This is a genomic window from Xanthomonas sp. NCPPB 3583 (assembly GCF_041475715.2).
Lineage (GTDB): Bacteria > Pseudomonadota > Gammaproteobacteria > Xanthomonadales > Xanthomonadaceae > Xanthomonas > Xanthomonas euvesicatoria.
On the sequence record NZ_CM191263.1, the window covers coordinates 376,660 to 395,172 of the forward strand.

General features: G+C 61.7%; 16 protein-coding genes, 1 other RNA gene and 1 pseudogene. 5 read left to right on the forward strand and 13 right to left on the reverse strand.

Annotation, left to right across the window (positions count from 1 at the left end):
- The first annotated feature begins 135 nt into the window (after positions 1-135).
- From msuE to ACCQ07_RS01655, 4 genes are all read left to right on the forward strand, one after another.
- Positions 136-723: an FMN reductase gene (gene msuE, locus ACCQ07_RS01640; protein ID WP_372166589.1), complete on the forward strand. Its 588-nt coding sequence runs from the start codon at positions 136-138 to the stop codon at positions 721-723.
- Between the two features lie 141 nt (positions 724-864).
- Positions 865-1,848, forward strand: coding sequence for a DUF1852 domain-containing protein (locus ACCQ07_RS01645; protein WP_008574901.1), 984 nt, complete (start codon positions 865-867; stop codon positions 1,846-1,848).
- 28 nt (positions 1,849-1,876) lie between these two features.
- Positions 1,877-2,905, forward strand: a complete 1,029-nt coding sequence (locus ACCQ07_RS01650) for a methionine synthase (RefSeq protein WP_031420763.1) — start codon at positions 1,877-1,879, stop codon at positions 2,903-2,905.
- 60 nt (positions 2,906-2,965) lie between these two features.
- Positions 2,966-3,042: non-coding RNA, sX9 sRNA (locus tag ACCQ07_RS01655), on the forward strand.
- A gap of 216 nt (positions 3,043-3,258) precedes the next feature.
- Here ACCQ07_RS01655 and kdgT read toward each other — a convergent pair.
- The 3 genes from kdgT to ACCQ07_RS01670 all read right to left on the reverse strand — a co-directional run bounded on the left by kdgT (position 3,259) and on the right by ACCQ07_RS01670 (position 7,519).
- Positions 3,259-4,215, reverse strand: a complete 957-nt coding sequence (gene kdgT / locus ACCQ07_RS01660; protein WP_039417721.1) for a 2-keto-3-deoxygluconate transporter — start codon at positions 4,213-4,215, stop codon at positions 3,259-3,261.
- Between the two features lie 135 nt (positions 4,216-4,350).
- Positions 4,351-5,808 carry an OprO/OprP family phosphate-selective porin gene (locus ACCQ07_RS01665; RefSeq protein WP_014089087.1) on the reverse strand — a complete coding sequence of 486 codons (1,458 nt, stop codon included), beginning with the start codon at positions 5,806-5,808 and terminating at the stop codon, positions 4,351-4,353.
- An 832-nt stretch (positions 5,809-6,640) separates the two neighbouring features.
- Positions 6,641-7,519, reverse strand: a complete 879-nt coding sequence (locus tag ACCQ07_RS01670) for an SDR family oxidoreductase (RefSeq protein WP_372164995.1) — start codon at positions 7,517-7,519, stop codon at positions 6,641-6,643.
- A gap of 136 nt (positions 7,520-7,655) precedes the next feature.
- On the opposite strand from ACCQ07_RS01670, the gene ACCQ07_RS01675 reads away from it, so the two are divergent.
- Positions 7,656-8,087 (forward strand): winged helix-turn-helix transcriptional regulator, encoded by a 432-nt coding sequence (locus tag ACCQ07_RS01675; protein WP_008576183.1) that lies wholly within the window; start codon positions 7,656-7,658, stop codon positions 8,085-8,087.
- Positions 8,088-8,280: 193 nt separating this feature from the next.
- Here ACCQ07_RS01675 and ACCQ07_RS01680 read toward each other — a convergent pair whose 3' ends face one another.
- From ACCQ07_RS01680 to ilvD, 10 genes and pseudogenes are all read right to left on the reverse strand, one after another.
- Positions 8,281-8,556, reverse strand: coding sequence for a hypothetical protein (locus ACCQ07_RS01680; RefSeq protein WP_057681352.1), 276 nt, complete (start codon positions 8,554-8,556; stop codon positions 8,281-8,283).
- Positions 8,557-9,048: 492 nt separating this feature from the next.
- On the reverse strand, positions 9,049-9,444 hold the full coding sequence (locus ACCQ07_RS01685; RefSeq protein WP_029818361.1) for a hypothetical protein: 396 nt from the start codon (positions 9,442-9,444) through the stop codon (positions 9,049-9,051).
- Positions 9,445-9,468: 24 nt separating this feature from the next.
- Positions 9,469-9,831: an MAPEG family protein gene (locus ACCQ07_RS01690; protein WP_029818363.1), complete on the reverse strand. Its 363-nt coding sequence runs from the start codon at positions 9,829-9,831 to the stop codon at positions 9,469-9,471.
- A 201-nt stretch (positions 9,832-10,032) separates the two neighbouring features.
- Entirely contained in the window at positions 10,033-10,467 is a 435-nt protein-coding gene (locus tag ACCQ07_RS01695) for a hypothetical protein (RefSeq protein ID WP_372164999.1), read from the reverse strand.
- A gap of 100 nt (positions 10,468-10,567) precedes the next feature.
- Positions 10,568-10,912: a hypothetical protein gene (locus ACCQ07_RS01700; RefSeq protein ID WP_071118797.1), complete on the reverse strand. Its 345-nt coding sequence runs from the start codon at positions 10,910-10,912 to the stop codon at positions 10,568-10,570.
- 1,174 nt (positions 10,913-12,086) lie between these two features.
- Positions 12,087-13,189, reverse strand: a protein-coding gene (locus tag ACCQ07_RS01705) for an IS3 family transposase (RefSeq protein ID WP_143030861.1) whose coding sequence is annotated in 2 segments (ribosomal slippage) — positions 12,087-12,931 and positions 12,931-13,189 — 1,104 coding nt in all. Because the reading frame shifts where the segments join, the coding sequence is not laid out codon by codon here.
- 112 nt (positions 13,190-13,301) lie between these two features.
- Positions 13,302-13,733 (reverse strand): SRPBCC family protein, encoded by a 432-nt coding sequence (locus ACCQ07_RS01710; protein WP_071118805.1) that lies wholly within the window; start codon positions 13,731-13,733, stop codon positions 13,302-13,304.
- Positions 13,734-15,892: 2,159 nt separating this feature from the next.
- Entirely contained in the window at positions 15,893-16,339 is a 447-nt protein-coding gene (locus ACCQ07_RS01715) for a hypothetical protein (RefSeq protein ID WP_081711024.1), read from the reverse strand.
- 29 nt (positions 16,340-16,368) lie between these two features.
- Positions 16,369-16,584 (reverse strand): annotated as a pseudogene (locus ACCQ07_RS01720) (hypothetical protein); the annotation flags it as partial.
- 64 nt (positions 16,585-16,648) lie between these two features.
- A complete protein-coding gene (ilvD, locus tag ACCQ07_RS01725) occupies positions 16,649-18,487 on the reverse strand; it encodes a dihydroxy-acid dehydratase (RefSeq protein WP_372363722.1) in 1,839 nt (612 codons plus the stop codon).
- Positions 18,488-18,513 lie beyond the last annotated feature (26 nt).

The window sequence follows — 18,513 nt, forward strand, 5'->3', positions numbered from 1 at the left end:
ATGCGAGCCCTAGCATCGGGACTCGTCGTTCAGCCGCTGCCGTGTGAACGGGTTCGGACCAGGCGCGGCCGATGGGTCGGGCCGCAAGCGTCCTGGCGCACTGCACGACGTCCCCACTGCGTAAGGTTGCCCAGCATGACTGTCAAACACCCACTCCGCGTCGTTGCGGTCTCCGGCGGGATGCAACGCCCCTCCAAGGCCGTCGCCCTGGCAGAGCACCTGCTGGAGTTGATCGCCGATCAGGCGCCGTGCGAGCGCCATTTGGTCGAACTTGGAGCGTTGGCGCCGCACTTCGCGGGCGCGCTCTGGCGTACCCAAGTGCCCCACACGGTGGAGCAGGCGCTCTGCCTGGTGGAGCAGGCCGACGTCCTGGTGGTGGCAACACCGGTCTACCGCGGCTCCTTCACCGGACTGTTCAAGCATTTCTTCGATTTCATTGATCAAGACGCGTTGATCGACACGCCCGTGCTGCTCGCCGCAACCGGGGGCAGCGAGCGCCATGCGTTGGTGATCGACCATCAGCTACGTCCGCTTTTCAGCTTCTTCCAGGCACGCACCCTGCCGCTGGGCGTCTACGCAACCGACCGCGACTTTCTGGACTACCGCGTGCACAACGACGCGCTGGCCGAACGGGCCAGGCTGGCGGTGCAGCGGGCATTGCCGTTGATCGAGCTGACCGGGCATGCACGGTCGATCGCCGCGCCGGGCGTGGCTGCGGCCTGAGGGCCCAGCTCGCGGTAGCCAGGGAACCAGACCGGTCGGCAAGCGCGCGCTGATCCACTTCCCGGCCTGCATGCCGCCGGCATGACCCGTTACGCAGCGCATGCGCGCGTTCCCATCTTAGAAACAAGGCATCGGTTCGCAATGACTCACGCATTGAATTTCACCATCAAGAGCCTGCGCTTCGATGAGGACTACCGTCCCTCGGCCACGACGCGCAACACGACCAATTTCGCCAACCTGGCCAGGGGTCAGCGACGTCAGGAAAACCTGCGTAACACGCTGGCGATGATCGACAACCGCTGCAACGAGCTGGCGCACTGGGATAACCCCGACCGCGACCGTTACGCGGTGGAGCTGGACATCATCTCCGTCGAAATGCACATCGGCGAACGCGCGCTGGACGATGCGTTTCCGTTGATCGAGATATTGAAGCCCACCATCGTCGATCGCCACACCGGCGCGCGTATCGACGGCATTGCCGGCAATAATTTCTCCTCCTACGTGCGCGACTACGATTTCAGCGTGCTGCTGCCCGCGCACAACCAGGATGCGTCCGGCTTCAACGTCCCGGACGATTTTGGCGAGCTGCACGGCAAGCTGTTCAAGCACTTCGTGCATTCGCCCGCGTACTGCGCGCACTTCCGGAAGCCGCCGGTCATCTGCATCAGCGTCTCCACCAGCAGAACCTATCACCGCACCGGAAACCGGCACCCCATCCTGGGCATCGAATACCGCCAGGACGCGTTTTCGTTGACCGACCAGTATTTCGAAAAGATGGGCCTGCAGGTGCGCTATTTCATGCCGCCCAACAGCGTTGCGCCCTTGGCGTTCTACTTCTTCGGCGACCTGCTCGGCGACTACACCAACCTGGAGCTGATCGGCACCATCGCCACGATGGAGACATTCCAGAAGATCTACCGGCCAGAGATCTACAACGCCAACGCTGCAGCAGGGCCGACCTATCGGCCCAGCCTGAAGCATCAGGACTATTCGTCCACCCAGATCGTCTACGACCGCCAAGAGCGCAGCCAGCTCGCCGTGACGCAGGGAAAGTTCACCGAAGAGCACTTCATCCGGCCCTACGGCAACCTTCTTGCGCAGTGGGCCTCCAGCCACGCTTCCTAATCAACCAGAACCCATCCCATTACTCATCATGACAAAGCTGCTTCCCACCTCAACCGCCGGTAGCCTGCCCAAGCCGTCCTGGCTTGCCCAGCCCGAAACGCTCTGGTCGCCCTGGAAATTGCAGGACGCCGAACTGATCGAAGGCAAGCAGGACGCGCTGCGTTTGTCGCTGCAGGAACAGCAGCACGCCGGCATCGATATCGTTAGCGACGGCGAACAGACCCGTCAGCATTTTGTCACCACGTTTATCGAACATCTCAGCGGTGTCGATTTCGAAAAGCGGCAGACGGTCAGGATTCGCGACCGCTACGACGCCAGCGTGCCGACCGTCGTCGGCGCGGTCAGCCGCCCAAAGTCGGTGTTCGTGGACGACGCCAGGTTCCTGCGCCAGCAGACCCGCCAGCCGATCAAGTGGGCGCTGCCCGGCCCGATGACGATGATCGACACCCTCTTCGATGCGCACTACAAAAGCCGCGAAAAACTGGCGTGGGAGTTTGCCAAGATCCTCAATCAGGAAGCCAGGGAACTCGAAGCGGCCGGCGTGGACATCATCCAGTTCGACGAACCGGCCTTCAATGTCTTCTTCGACGAGGTCAACGACTGGGGCGTTGCCACCCTGGAGCGCGCGGTGGAAGGGCTGAAGTGCGAGACCGCCGTCCACATCTGCTATGGCTACGGGATCAAGGCCAATACCGACTGGAAGCAGACGCTGGGCTCGGAGTGGCGCCAGTACGAAGAGTCGTTTCCCAAGCTGCAAACATCCTCGCTCGACATCATTTCGCTGGAATGTCACAACTCGCACGTGCCGATCGATCTGATCGAACTCGTTCGCGGCAAGAAGGTGATGGTCGGTGCCATCGACGTGGCAAGCACCACCATCGAAACACCGCAGGAAGTGGCCGAGACGCTGCGAAAGGCGCTGCGCTTCGTCGATGCCGACAAGCTCTATCCCTCCACCAACTGCGGCATGGCGCCGCTCGCCCGGCACGTGGCGCGCGGCAAGCTCGGTGCGCTCAGTGCAGGCGCGCAGATCGTGCGTGACGAGCTGTCGGCTTAGGGCAACTAACAACACTCCTACGCAGCCGTCAGGCGGGCGCGGCCGGTGCTCGGAATTCTCATGTACCGCTTGTACATTGCGGTTCTGAGCACGCCGTCCGCGCCCACCTCACGGCCACTCGCTAAGTTTTATTAGCCGCTCCTAGTCCCATTGCCACAGCAGTGTGCCCCGTGCCGTCGGGCGGGCCCGGGGTGCGCGCAAACGCGGCAGATGCCGATTCGTGGACATCGTCCATATCATCGCCAGCGGCTGCGCACGGGCGTCGCCGGCGCCTGATCGCGCCGGCGCCATGCATGGCGCAACGCGCATGGCCCACGCATCCCATCGCAGGCCGCATGACACCCGCCCGGCTCTCAGCCGCTGCGTGCAACCCCACGGCGTGCATACAAGGCCGTCAGCAACGGCACCAGCAACGAGGTGACGATGACCGCGCTGGCCACCAGCGCCGTCGCGGCCGGCGCGGCGGGTGCGAACTGCGGTGCCATGCCGGCGATCAGCGCCGGAGTGGCCACGGCGGCACCGGCGGTGCTGGAGGCCGCCACCCCGGCCGTGCCGTTGCCGCCGCCGATCCAGCGGTCGGCCAGCAGCAGGGGTAGCCCGGTGATCACGATGACTGCCACGCCCAGCAGCACCCCGCTTGCGCCGGTGTGGGCGATGGTGGACAGATCCAGCGTGTTGCCGAGCGCGAAGCCGAAGAAGGGCACCAGCGTCGTGGTCGCCTGCGCGAAGAACTGCCGCAATTGCGCATCGAGGTTGCCGAGCGCAAAGCCCAGCAACAGCGGCAGCACCGCACCGACGAACAGCAGTGGGTCGAAGCTGGCCAGGCCGCTGGCACCCAGGATCAGCATGGAGATCAGCGGGCCCGATTCCAGCGACATCAGCACCACCGCCCCTGCGTCTTCGCTGCTGCCGTATTGCTGCATCAACGCGGCGTACAGCCCGCCGTTGGTCATGTCCATCGCAGCCACCAGCGCCAGGACCGACATCCCGGCCAGCGGCCCGTTCGGCACGCCGCCGATGGGAAGCAGCGGTGCGCACAGGACTGCCACCAGCCAGGCCACGGCGATCTTGGTCAGCACCAAGCTGCCCGAACGGCGCAGCACCCGTCCGGAGGCGCGCAGCTGGATGGTTGCCCCCATGCAGAAGAACCACACCGCCAGGATCGGAACGGTGCCGCTGATCAGCCCGTTGCTGAAAGATCCCAAGGTGCTGCCGGCCTGCGGCCAGAGCGTGTGGCAAACCGCCCCAAGCAACAGGGGGACCAGCATCATCCCGCCGGGAAGTCGCTCCACCGTGGCCTTGATGTGCATCTGCGTTCCAGTGAGCGCGTCACCACGCGCGGGGCTGGCAGCATCGCGCAGGCACCTGCGTGCATGAAGATCCCGGCGCGAACGTGCGCAGCCGCACACGAATGCGCCGGCCATGACCGGCGCTGCCGACCTTGCTCAGTAATTGACCTGCAACTGCAGGCGCAGCAAATCGCCTTCCACCACCGGATACGGCGCGGTGCTGACGTCGGTGCGCTTCATCTTCGAATAGGCGAACACCAGTTCCAGCGCATCCATCGGCTGCCATTCGACACCGGCTTCCACTTCGTCCAGACGCATGCGCGGGGCATTGGTGTCGAACTTGGAGCCGCCGCGGTAGGTCTGCCATTTCAGGTAGGGCAGCAAGGTGCCGTAGTTGAAGTCGTGCTTGAACATGGCCTGCACGTAGCCGCCGCTCAACGAGCGGGTGCGGATGCGGCGTTGGGCCACATCCAGTTCCGGGCCACGGCCCACCGTCCACTCCGCCTGCAGTCCGAACGGCTGCGGGTAGTAGATGATGTGCGCGGCCACGCGCTGGTCGGTATAGCCATTGGGCTCGGTGATGGCCGGGGTAAAGCTGCGGCCGCCGATATTCACTGCCGCCGAAGTCGGCACGAAGCGGCCGGCGTAGGCGTCGGCGCCCACTTCCAGGTACTGGCCGTTGGCGAACTTGAACGGGTAGGTGGCGTGCACCACCGCGTGCATGCTGTCGTTGCGCTCGGCGCGGTTGGCGCCCTGGCCGTTGTACACACCGGCACCGATCACGCCGTAATCGCCGGACCCCTTCAACCCCGACTTGACCAGGTCCTGGAAGCGGCCCTTGGCCACGGTGGGGCTGTAATAGAACACCGCACCGATATCGCGTTCGTCGCGCAGGCCGGAGTTGAGTGCATCGGCGCGATCCAGCGAGAGCCGGTTCTGGCTGGACTGCAGATTTTCCCAGCCGTACGGCATTTTCGACTGACCCACACGCACGCGATATTCGCGCTTCTTGTCGAAGAAGATATCGGCGTAGGCATCGCGCAGCTGCGCAAAGTTGGAGGTGGTGGAGCCGGTGGGCGTGCTGGCGAAATCCGGCTGGAAATACAGCGACACGTGCTCGTTGAGATCGCCGCTCAGCACCAGGCGCGCGCGGCGGATGCCCAGGCTCTGGTCGTTGCCGATAAAGCGGTCGCCCGGCGCGCGCAGGTCCTGCGCATCGCCGCCGATGCCCTGGTTGTAGCGGATCTGGGTGTAGCCGCGCAGGCTGAGTTTGTCGTACCACTTTTTGCCGGCGTCGCCGGACTTGGCCGGCGCTGGCGTTGCAGCGGGCGCCGGCGCAGGCGCGGCCTGGGCAACGGCAGTGTCGGCGGGCGTGGCGGCGCCCGGCGCGGGCGGGAGCGGTTGCGCAGGCGTTGCCGGCATCGCCGACGCCGGCAGCTTGCCGTTTTCGTCCACCTGCACGAAGGTGCCCAGCTTGTCGCGCCCTGGCGCCGGCTCGGCGAAGATCTGCTTGGTCTTGCGGTCGACGTACAGCTCCAGCTCGGCGGCCAGCGTGCTGCCGCTGGCGGTCGCGCTGAGGGCGCACAGAACAGTGGCGAAATTGCGTTTTTTCATTGGTCCGGCTCGTGCAAGGGAAACGGGTCGGCGGCTGCGTCGATCCGGTGCTGCCAAGAAGGCGGCTGCACGGCGTGGAAGCGCCTGCCAGGCGCCGGTCGTCCTGACGTAGCGGCAATGGCAGCAGTTATATTTAGATTTGATGTCAGTTTGGTGACACTGGCGGACCTCGCTGCCGTGGCCCTTGTGTCACGGTCGTGTCGGGGCGATGGCAGTTATGCGACCAACGTGAGGCGGGCCCAGCTGCGCACGATGGTGTGCAGACGATCGACAGAACTGGATTCGGAAGGTGTGGTCGTGGGCATGGCGGAGATTGCGCACGGGCCGTCCAAGCTTTCGACGTGGCCCATCGCCGATGGCTGCGCGGCGTGCTCTGCTGGACTCGCCAGCGTGGACAGCGTCTGCGCCACCACTGGGTATCGGCAGGCACGTGTCACCGGCGGCGACATCGGCCCGGTCACGCGGCCGTCTGCTGCGCGGGGGACTATGTCGCGCAGCGCCAGGCCGTGCAGGTCTCCAGCGCTGGCAGCAACCCAGTGCCGCATCGGCGCGCTCACCGCGCCACGCGTTGACCAACCGAGACGCGCACGGCGGCTGATCGGCCGTTCAGAGCAGCGCCACACCCGATCGCCTGAACCAGTGCCACTGGTCCAACGCACTGGAGATCATCCCGACACACGCAGCCACGCCGACCAGCCAGCCACCGCCGCTGGTTGCATGCGGTGAAGCGCCACGAAGTTCGCCGGGTTCCAAGGGGCCACGTCGCACTTGCTCAACGCTGCGCGAACCACTGCGTGCCGAACGCTGGGCAGCGCAGTGGTCGCGCCGTGACTCAGCGCGCCGCGAGTGCCGCCGCCACCGTGTCGCGCAACGGCGTGGTGGGGCGGCCGATCAACCGGCCCAGCGTCTGGCTCTCATCGAACAGGGCGCCGTCGCGCGAGGCGGCCGAGCACTGCGCCAGCACCTGCGCAAAGCCGGCCGGTAGGCCGATCTGCACCAGCGCTGCCGCGTAATCGGCTTCCGGCAGGTCGTGATAGGCCACCGGCTTGCCCGACTGCTGCGCCACCTCGGCGGCGTACTCGGCCATCGTGAAAGCGGCATCGCCTGCCAGTTCGTACACCTGGCCGGCCTGTGGGGCGTCCGAAGCCAGTACTGCAGCCGCCGCCGCAGCATAGTCGGCGCGCGTGGCGGCGCTGATTTTGCCGTCGCCCGCACTGCCGATCACCGCGCCGTGGGCGACTTCTGCGGCGATCGAGCCGGTGTAGTTCTCGGTGTACCAGCCATTGCGCAACAACGCGTGCGGCACGCCGCTCTCGCGCAGCAGCGCCTCGGTGGCCACATGCTCGGCGGCCAGCGACAGCGTGCTGGTATCGGCATGCAGGATGCTCGTATACGCCAGCAGCTCCACCCCGGCGCGCTTTGCAGCCTCGATCACGTTGCGGTGTTGCGGCACGCGCTGGCCGACCGCATTGGACGAGACCAGCAACACGCGGCCCACGCCGGCGAAGGCGGTGTCCAGGCTTTGCGGGTTCGCATAGTCGGCCTGACGTACCGCGATGTCGCGTTTTGCGAACTCGGCAAGTGACGCGGTATCCCTCGCCGTTGCTACGATGCGGTTGGCAGGCAGATGGCCAAGCAGCGCTTGGACAACCAGCGCACCCAACTGCCCGCTGGCGCCGGTGACAAGAATCAGGGGGGATGTAGATGTCATGACGGGCTCCGTTAGGTTTGCATAAGAGATTTGGTCTACTATCTAGACCTCATTGGTCGCCCGCATAGTGTCAGCCCCGCCCCGGCCTCCGCAAGGAGGCAGTTTCGCTCCCCCTGGTTACCGTGAGATACCCCACGTGAATGCGATTGCCCTGTTCCCGCTGCCGCCGTCCCTGGAAGGACCCTTCGACGCCACCAAGTGCCCGGTGCGCGATGTACTCGACCAGATCGGCGACAAGTGGACCCTGCTGATCCTGCTGACGCTGATCCCCGGCCCATCCCGCTTCAGTGCCATCCAGCGCGCCGTGCCGGACATCTCCAAGCGCATGCTGACCCAGACGCTGCGCAATCTTGAGCGCAACGGCATGATCACCCGCAAGGTCTACGCCACCAAGCCGCCGAGCGTGGAATACGCGCTCTCCAAGCTGGGAATTTCACTCCTCGGCCCGGTCTCGCAACTGCTCACGTGGGCGGGCGAAAACCACGGCAGCATCCGCGCCGCGCGCGAGCGATTCGATCGCGCGCAGCAGGCGGCAGTGGCGTTGGATCCCGACGAAGCGATGGCATAGGCGCAGTGCTGCGTCACCGCGATTCAAGCCAATGCGCTGAGGTGGTGCAGCGGCGCTCCCGCGTGCGCATCGGCTGGGCTGTCGGCCGTGACTGCAGAAGGCACTCGTGGTGTCCCTGCTCGCATCTCTCTCATGTGCGGTCTGATGCGTGAGTCAGTCCGCGCTGTGAAGTGCTGTCGGATGGAATGAAGTGTCAGGGCGCCAACCGGCGACGACACAGCGTCAGTGCAGCCCAGCCAACCCCGCCGCCAGCGATGCCACCCCAAATGATGCCATCGGTGAAGCGATAGCCAGTAAGGTGTGCCACACCGGCACCGATGACGAAGCCGGAAAGCGAGAACCAGCCAACCATCCGACGGCCCGCCACGGCCCGATCTTTCGCGGCACGCCTGCGACGAATCTTTTCTCGTGCTTCCAGATCCGGCTGAAGTATGGCCTGCGCGATTGCGTCTGCTTGTGACTTATCCATGCACCGATTCCTGAAGAGCGCCAGCGCTTGAATTACGCTGCCGCCTGCCCGCGAGACGGACTTGGCTTGAAAGAGTTGTTAGGCCGCATTCTGCGCCGCCACACGCGACCGGAACAGTAGAAACTCCAGGCGGTGATTGCAGTTGGCGCAGTATAGGTCCCGTCCGATGCCGGGGCTCTCAACCTTGCGAACAAGATGCAGCGGGTAATCTGGCAGTGGCCGCTCCGGCAGGCCCCAGTAATCCGGAAAGTACGATCCAAAATCTGCATCACAGAAGTCGCAGAGGACAATCTCTTGGCCCCAAATTTCAAAGGCGTGGTACTCGTGCTCTCCGCGAATGCACTCGTCTAGCTCGCCAGGCACATGCCCGCAGTCGAAGCACGGGGCCACATCAATCTCTTGCAGTTGAAGTGAGCAAATGGGGCAGCTGGTCATACGGCCTGACGCTTGAGGTACGCCGAGCCGCAAAGCGGGTTCGGCTTGAATGAATGGTTACGACGCATCGCCGAACTCGCGCAGATGCGGCACATACGCTGAGAGCACAGACACACAGAGGCACTCGGAGACTATGAGCCACTCCTGCATCGAGTCTAACGATGCGGTGACGTGCAGGAAGTGACCTGCGGTGCGATCCCGCCAGCCGCCGGAAATGACCTTGTAGAGGACGTGGCCTGTAGTGAGCGGGCTTTCCCAGTACTCAAGCATGTCCCCTTCGTCCATCGCCTGGAATGCCCGAACGAAAGGAAAGTGGATCTCAAGGTGGCGGTCGACTCCCGCCGGCGCCGCCACAACAATGCGCAGGCCAGAGCTGGTGCTGATGATCTCGGTAACGTCTGCGCCTTCATGCCATTGGACCTCGGAGCCGACAGGTTCTAGAAACGTCTGCATGCGGCCCAATGCCTCAATGAATTGTTAGACGGCAACACTAACTGCAAGCAGCACGAGTTGCCAGATGAGCAGGAGCACAGTGGGATAGAAGGTCAGCGCGAACCCCAGCGCTCTGGCGCCAGCACCGCCACTGTAGGTCGCAAAAAACGTCAGCCTTCCAAGCAAGAACGCACAAGCGCATGCCGGAACTGCGGCTTGGATGCCGCGGTGCGGGTTCATGAGGGCGGCGACGTAGACCGGCAGCGCAAACGCTAGCTGCTCTGTCGTATTTTGAAGCAAAGATTGCAACGTTTTAGCACGAATGGTGCCATCACTCATCGCGCTGCCGTCAATGTCTGCAGGCGTAACGAAGCGATGTTTGGCCATGCGTGCGATAGCGACAAACATCCCCGTGGCCGGCAACAGCAAGCTGATAACTGCCCGCTCTGGTGTGTCCCAGCGCAAGAACGCTCGTGATAGCAGGAATACAACGAGTAGAGAAGCAAAAAGGCCAGATGCCATACCGAGGACCACGCCTCGCTGCTTTCTGTCTAAATACACCGTGGATCCCTCTGCCGGCGAACGTTCGAGGACACCTTGGCGTAGGTTTCAGGCATTGATGCGCCTCAAGCGGTAGGTCATTTCTTCCGCGATTTCCGGGTCACTGCATTTCGCAAACTCTTCAATGACCGCAATGGACTCGGGTGTATCGATATCAGCGAGCGCATGGCTAAACCATTTCGCGATCACGTCTGGCTCAGAACACGTGTACTCAAACATCTGAAACCCGTTCGCAAGTACCTGTCGAATGTACGTAACGCTGGATGGGCGACGAAGCAACTGGATTTCCCGCGTGATCTCTTGATGGAGCTCATGGCCGGGCATCACCAACAGCCTGTTGAAAAGCTCAGCCCTCTGCTCCTGATCCGGAATGATTTGAGCAAGGCAAAAGAGATCGTATGTGGCCTGCCAATCATTGTTGGCGATGGCTGCGACCATCCCGTGCAGGACTTTTTCTTTGATCGTGGCTGACGGTTGGCTCATGCCGGATGACCTACGCCTAAGCTAAGCGGGCTGCGCGGTCTGGGTGTTGGCCGAGAGGGCAGCTTACTCCATGCAGTTTGCATGGGCGCATGGTTAGGGTCTACAGCGCTGCGCCGAGGGGACTGGGCTTCTTGTAGCAGCCCAAGAGCGTATGCTCGAACTGAACAATGGACACGGTCTTGTGATCGATCGTCTGGATTCGTGAGGCGGCCAGCGTTACCAGTGATTGTTCTGCACCGACAAGCCGCTCCTTGCCTCCGAGGCTGAGCTGAAGCAGAGGAAAGACATGCTTTGAGTCTGCGATCTGGATGAAGTCGTGTAGAGGCGCACCGCTCTTGCATTCGTACACGCTGAACCAGTGAGGGCGAAAGTCGCCAATCTCTCTCAGCTCCGAGCCACACTCGCTGCAGAATTTTGCCATGAAACTAACCCTGAGTTGAGCCACATTGGGGGCAACGCCGGCTTGTACGAAGTGTTAGGCACTTCCGCCGTGCCGTTCGGACCACGCCTGCCAATAACTGGAGCTTGCCTGATCGAGGGACGCAGTTGCCAGTGGCTGGCCGGTGTCGAGCGCGAGCTCCAGTGCCCGATAGGCAAGTGTGAGCGTGCCTAGCGTTGTGTATATGGTCAGAGGTGCCTCACTCACGATCGAGAGCAGCTCAGGTGAGCGCTCAGCGATTTCGCGTTGATCTGCAAGCACCGTGCCATGGTGATCTTCGAGCTGAAACAGTGTGCAGCCTCTCAGCAGAAGCACGAACCCATCGCCCTCAGGCTGGAAGCCCTGCGCAGGTAAGGGATTGAGATGGAGAGAGCCAGATCGCCAGGCACAGTTCCCTCGGCTCGATCCAGGGAGCCGTCGTGGAGATAATCCCAAGCTGCCGTATGACTCATGAAGCGCCTAACGCTTGAATTAAGCCGCGCGCGATGCGGACTTGGGTTGAATGAATTTCTAGACGCCAGCCAAAGTAGCTGGAGCCTGCTCTAACTCTGACGTAAATATATCCGCTAGCCAGATGGTGTGGCCCTCCGAGCCGACACACTCGACGGCGAAAGCGGCCTCACCGCCTGGCTTAGCTGCATGCATCAGAACGACCGCTCCAAGGTCACCGATCTGGAGAGATCTTTGGCTGAAGTCATGGTCTATCCGAGCGTCGGGGATGTTTGCGATAACGCGAACTAGGTCGAACTCAGAGATTGGCATTGCGGGATCCAGTACCTGAGTTAGGCCGCGCCACGACGCGGCATCGGCATGAATGAGCCATTAGGCGGCCTACCCTTTCATGCATACCGCTGGGTGGACCTATGAGGGAGTCAATGCCCTCATCCCGAATGGTGCGCAACGCCTCGTCGCGTGCGATCTGGTCCGTTGCGAATAGGTCATCACAGACGGTGGAGTTATCGAACTCATCAAGAGCCTCAAGAGTCCAGTCGGTGTCGAGCCGCAATAGATCTCTAAGCGACCAGTACGGCCATCGGTCGAAACGGAGCGGCATGGGGGCGGTGCAAAAAGTTGATAGTTCTCCTAAAGAGTCTTTGATGCATTTGCATCTGCTCATCACCTAACGCCTCAGTTAATCAAGGTTGCGACGACGTCCCCCCGCCCTGAGTAGCGGCCGGGTTTAGAGTCCGGGGTTGATGATATCGGTGTTGGCCAGCTGTTGGGCATACGCAGATGGCGTCATGCCGCCAATGGCCTTCTTGGGTCGCTCCTCGTTGTATTCGCGTCGCCAGCGTTCGATCTCGGTACGCGCATGCAGCAGGGTTGGGAACCAGTGCTCGTTGAGGCATTCGTCGCGCAGCCGGCCATTGAACGATTCGACGTAGGCGTTCTGGTTTGGCTTGCCAGGCTGGATCAGCCGTAACTGCACGCCACGCGCATGTGCCCAGGCCACCATCGCTTTGCCGCAAAACTCCTTGCCGTTATCTGTGCGGATCACCTGTGGCAAGCCGCGACTGTGCGCCAGCCGATCCAGCATGCGTGTCACGCCATGGCCCGAGATTGCGCGCTCCACCTCGATGGCGATCGCTTCGTGGGTTGCATCTTCCACGATCACCAGACACTTGATCACTCGGCCTTCGGCGCTGCGGTCGAACACGAAATCCATCGACCACACCTGATTGGCCTGCGATGGCCGCAGCAGCGGCTGACGCTCTCCTATCAGCACCTTTTTGCGCTTGCGGCGCCGGACCTGCAGCTGCTGCTCGCGGTACAACCGCTCCACACGCTTGTAGTTCACGATGCGTCCTTCCTGTCGTAATTTGAGATAGATCATCCCCACACCATAACGGCGATGGCGATGCGCCAACGCACAGATGCGTTCGCGCAGTTCGACGTTGCGATCTTCGCGCGGGCAATATCGCAGCGCACTGGCGCTCATGCCGATCACTGCCAACGCACGACGCTCGCTGGCACCACGCCCGATCCACTCGCGCACCAGCATGCGACGCGCCAGTGCGCTCACCACTTTTTTCGCAACGCATCCTTGATCAGGTCGTTCTCGAACAACTGCTCGGCCAGCAACTTCTTTAGCCGCGCGTTCTCGGCCTCAAGGTCCTTGAGCCGCTTGGCGTCGGGCACGCTCATGCCGCCGAATTTGCTGCGCCACAGATAGTACGAGGCCTCACTGAAGCCATGCCGCCGGCATAAGTCCTTGATCGCTATGCCCGCTTCGGCTTCGCGCAGGAAGCCGATGATCTGTTCTTCGGAAAAACGCTTCTTCACGTCCAATCTCCTTGGGGTAGGGAATTGGACTCCAAACTGAGGTGCTACTCAAAATTGGGGGGACGTCGGCGAAACAACATCGGCCTTGATGAATTTTTAGGAAAAACTACCATCAAGGCATTTTGCTTTCGACAAGTTCTTTCAAGTACGAAAATACGTCAGGCCCAGCATCTTCGCCTGACGACTTATTTGGCGGGGAAGGGCGAGGGTCTTCCTGACGCACAAGCAAAGAGCTGCTTCCCTCACTTTCGGTCAGCTCATAGGTCATGAAGAAATAGTGCTCTGGAATGTCTTGCAGATCGGGACGCGGGAAGAAGAGTGAGTACTTGAGGCGCGACTCCGGCAAGAACTCAAGAACCGTGCCTTTCTGTTCAAACACTTGCCCGTTCCACTCGTTTCGAAAAATGATAGGAGTGCCCACTTCCCACGTGGTCAGCAGATCAGAGCCGTACTGCCATTGCTTGACTAGCTCAGGCACGGTCAACGCCTTCCAGACTTTACTGGCAGGTGCAAGAATCCTTACGAGTGAATCGGACGTTTTCATCTGCATATCCCGAGGATGTTTCGTGTTGGCTAACCCCTGAATCAAACCGCGCCGCGAAGCAGCGTCGGCTTGAATGAATAGTTAGACGGTGGTGCCAGGAGGTGGTGCAGCAAGGACCGTGATACCCAGCCCTGCTGCCGCGCACCGAGCATGCCACAGACTGCGGCTTCGGGCTCGCCCGAGATGCTAGTCGCTGGATGTGACCGGCACCGGAGGCATGAGCGTAGCGGAGCAATGAAGACGCACGACGAAGCGGCGAGCGATCCGACGCAAGGGACGAGAGAGTCAAGCAACGGAGCCGACCGCTGAAGCACAAGAGCTGTTGCAGAAGGCAGAAGTCAAGCCGCAAGTACAGCACTACCGCCTAACGCCCGAATTGAGCCGTGCCGCGAAGCGGCGTCGGCTTGGAAGAATTATTAGCCACTTAGTGGCGGCATCAGTTTTTTTTCACATTCACCGACATCGATCTCTGGGCGCTCCGGCCACTCTAGTTGCGTCATAGGACTAAAGCAGATGTGGTAACAGCCACCTCCAACCCTAAAGCCGTCCGGGCTCATAGTGCAGGTGACCAAACAATCCGCCGCTTTAGTGCAATTCTTGAAGAGCAGCCGAATCTCACACTGCTCTTGCTCGTTCAAGACGCGACGGGGCTGCGCCTTGCAGGCATTGAAGTGGCTGATGTCGCCAAAGTCTTGAGGAGGCGATGGGATTGCGGTCTTAGGATTGACTGCGCCGTAGGATGTGCTGACATCTTGGACTTGGCATCCGCCAAGAGGAGCCGAAACCAGAAACAAGAAAAGAGTAGGTCTCACGTGGCTAACGCCCAAATTAAGCAGACCCACTAAGCGGTTTCGGCTTGAATGGATTGTTAGGCCGCGCCTGACAGCACGCGGCCAGTAGCTTTTGTATCACCCTCCCAGACCGTGAACTCGGTACCGACCGGGAAGTATCGAACAGCCTCTGGCATGAGCAGTTGTACCGTAGCCGGGAAAGTCTCTCCAGGCAAAGGATTGCCCGAGAAGAGCAGGCGAGCCGACCAATGCTCGTTGTTGATGCCAAGGACTGTGCGCCACTCGCCGTGTATCAGGTGGCCAGTACGTCCGCCGACGTCTGTCGCTAGCAGATGAATCTCGGCAGCGAATAGAGGTAACATAGCGGCCTAACGCTGGAATCAAGTCGAGTTGCGAAACAACTTCGGCGGGAATGAATTGTTAGGCTGACGGCCGGTGAGAAATATATTGCAAAGGCTCTCGCTGCAGGAACCATTTTGGTAGGTAGACGCGGCCAAATGGGGGTGACAAAAGCACAACGCTAGGTTCTTCAGTGCCGATGGTCTCCATCTCGGCTGCCGTCAGAATGACAAGCTCAACGGTGCCAGGAGTCTGGCCATGTTCCAGCAGCACCGAGTCTCCTACTTGAATTGGTGATCCGTCTGCGTAGGTGAGCATTGAACTTTCCCCCGAGGCCTAACGCCTGAATTAAGCCGATCCGCGAAGCGGGTTCGACTTGAATGAATTGTTATGTGCCATCCTGCAACGGAAAGCCGTCCGGAAGCAATTCAACCTCCGAGAGCATGCAAATGCCATTGCCGCCACACAGCGGCCTGACGCCAAGGATGACACCGGAGGGGCCGTGCTCAGCTTGGACTACGACGACGGGCTCGGACTCACCAGACTCAAGGCGCTGGAGAGCGCAGCACGGAAGCGTGAAGTCCACGGGCTCGGACCCGCCAGGGATGTAGAACACGGCGCTACCCTCTATCACATCGGCCTCGGTTGCGGGGCGGCGAGCCATGTGGGGAACGGACGACCAGCAGGTTTTTTCTACACGACCCCAGAGATTGTCCATGGCACTTAATACCTGACTTAACCCGAGCCGCGAAGCGGATTGAGCTTGAATGAATTGTTAGGCCTCATCATCTATCATGCCTATGCTGTAAGGAAGTCCTGCAACGAAATGCGCGACGCGCTGGTCGCGTGATGCTGATTTGATGGCGACCGCCTCCTGTTCGCATACCCGAACAAAAGTCCTCCTCTCTTCTAAGGATGCGCCTTGTAGTTCTGCCGCCATCCCTTCCGCAGCTGTAATCGCCGAGTTGCTATGCCGCCTGACGCCTGAGTTAAGTCGAACCGCGCAGCGGTTTCGACTCGAATGAATTGTTAGGCCGGAAGCCGACGCAGTCTTCCCCACGACTGGCGAAGCCCCACAAGGTGCACCAGACCAATGGCGAGACGGGTCGCCGAGCTCACGACCCAGAACGTGAGGCTGTTGCCAGGGAAGTAGGCCATGACCGGGACAAACGCCACACCGCGAACGATGTAAATACCTGTGACCGCAGTAAGGACTGTTCGACGTAGCGGAAACGGCCGGAATACACCTGCAGCCGAGAGTGCGTATGCACCCCAGATGGCCAAGATGGTGGCGATTGCTAGTGTGACCACTGTCGGGTACCAGCTGCCTTCAGCGTGACGTTGCGCCATCTGCTCTCCGGCGCCCAAGAGGCGGAAGAGTGGTTCGCCCACTACCAAGCATGCAAGATGTGCCAGTGCTGCAACGCCACTCAGTGCGCCGCCGACGATGAGAAGCTTGTTGGTTGGGCCTTCCACGCGATCTCCCTTGCGGACTAACGCCCGAGTTAAGCCAATCCACGAAGCGGGTTCGGCTTGAATGAATTGTTATCGCGGAGGTCGTTGACCAAGTTGTCGAACGATTGCGTGCCCTTTAGAAGGTGCTGCGCATCCTGTACGAACTCTTCCAGCTCAAGGATTGTAATCCCAGCAAGGCGATGGACCTCTGCAGCGCTCTGCCCTAGGGACTGGTGCCCAACAACCTTGTTACGGACAAGGAAAATCCACCGAATGCGTTGCACCGCGCTGGCCATCCGAAGCCAGCTCGCCACGCCGCGCTCGCTGTCCCTAGCCGTCCAACAACGCCTTGTCCCGCACCGCACCCTTGTCCGCACTGGTCGCCAGCAACGCGTACGCCTTCAATGCAGTAGTGACCTTGCGCGGGCGCACTTCCACCGGCTTCCAGCCCTTGGCATCTTGCTCGGCACGACGAAGGGCGAGTTCCTCGTCCGAGATCAGCAGATTGATCGAGCGCTTGGGAATGTCGATCAGGATCCTGTCGCCCTCGCGCACCAGGCCGATCGCGCCGCCTGCGGCGGCTTCCGGCGATGCGTGGCCGATCGATAACCCCGAGGTGCCGCCGGAGAAGCGGCCGTCGGTGAGCAGGGCGCATTGTTTGCCCAGGCCCTTGGATTTGAGATAGCTGGTGGGGTAGAGCATTTCCTGCATGCCGGGGCCGCCCTTGGGGCCTTCGTAGCGGATGACCACCACATCGCCTGCGATCACCTCATCGGCAAGGATGCCCTTGACTGCCGCATCCTGGCTCTCGAACACGCGGGCCGTGCCTTCGAATACGTGGATGGATTCGTCCACGCCTGCAGTTTTCACCACGCAGCCGTCGCGGGCGATATTGCCGTACAGCACGGCCAGGCCGCCTTCCTGCGAGAACGCGTGTGCGACATCGCGGATGCAGCCCTCGCTGCGGTCGGTATCCAGGCTGTCCCAGCGCGTGGCCTGGCTGAAGGCGATCTGCGTGGGAATGCCGGCCGGGCCGGCTTTGTAGAACGTGTGTACTGTTTCATCGTCGGTCTGGGTGACATCCCATTGCGCGATGGCCTCGGCCAGCGTGCGTGCGTGCACGGTGGCGGCGTTGGTATGCAGCAGGCCACCACGTGCCAGCTCGCCGAGAATGGCCATGATGCCGCCGGCGCGATGCACGTCTTCGATGTGGTACTTGGGCGTATTCGGCGCGACCTTGCACAGCTGCGGCACGCGCTTGGACAGGCGGTCGATATCGTGCATGCCGAATGCAACCTCGCCCTCTTGTGCGGCAGCGAGCAGATGCAGGATGGTGTTGGTCGAGCCACCCATGGCGATATCCAGCGTCATCGCATTTTCGAAGGCTTCGAAGGTAGCGATGCCGCGCGGCAGGGCAGTGGGATCTTCGCCGCCGTACCAGCGGTGACACAGTTCCACCGCCACGCGTCCGGCGCGCAGGAACAGTTGTTCGCGGTCGGCGTGCGTGGCCACAACCGTGCCGTTGCCGGGCAGCGACAGGCCCAGCGCTTCGGTCAGGCAGTTCATCGAGTTGGCGGTGAACATGCCCGAGCACGAGCCGCAGGTGGGGCAGGCGCTGCGCTCGAACTCTGCCACCTTTTCGTCGGAGGCGCTGTCGTCGGCGGCGATCACCATCGCGTCGATCAGGTCGAGCTTGTGCTCGGCCAGCTTGGTCTTGCCGGCTTCCATCGGGCCGCCGGAAACGAACACGGTGGGGATGTTTAGCCGCAGCGCGGCCATCAACATGCCCGGGGTGATCTTGTCGCAATTGGAAATGCACACCAGCGCGTCGGCGCAATGCGCATTGACCATGTATTCAACCGAATCAGCGATGATCTCGCGGCTTGGCAACGAATACAGCATGCCGTCGTGGCCCATCGCGATGCCGTCATCCACAGCGATGGTGTCGAACTCCTTGGCCACGCCGCCGACGCGTTCGATCTCGCGCGCGACCAGCTGACCAAGATCCTTCAGATGCACATGCCCGGGCACGAACTGCGTGAACGAGTTGGCGATAGCGATGATGGGCTTGTGGAAGTCGCCATCGCGCATGCCGGTGGCACGCCACAGGGCGCGGGCGCCGGCCATGTTGCGGCCGTGGGTGGAGGTCTTGGAGCGGTACTCGGGCATGGCGAATTCGACGGCTGATTGGCGAG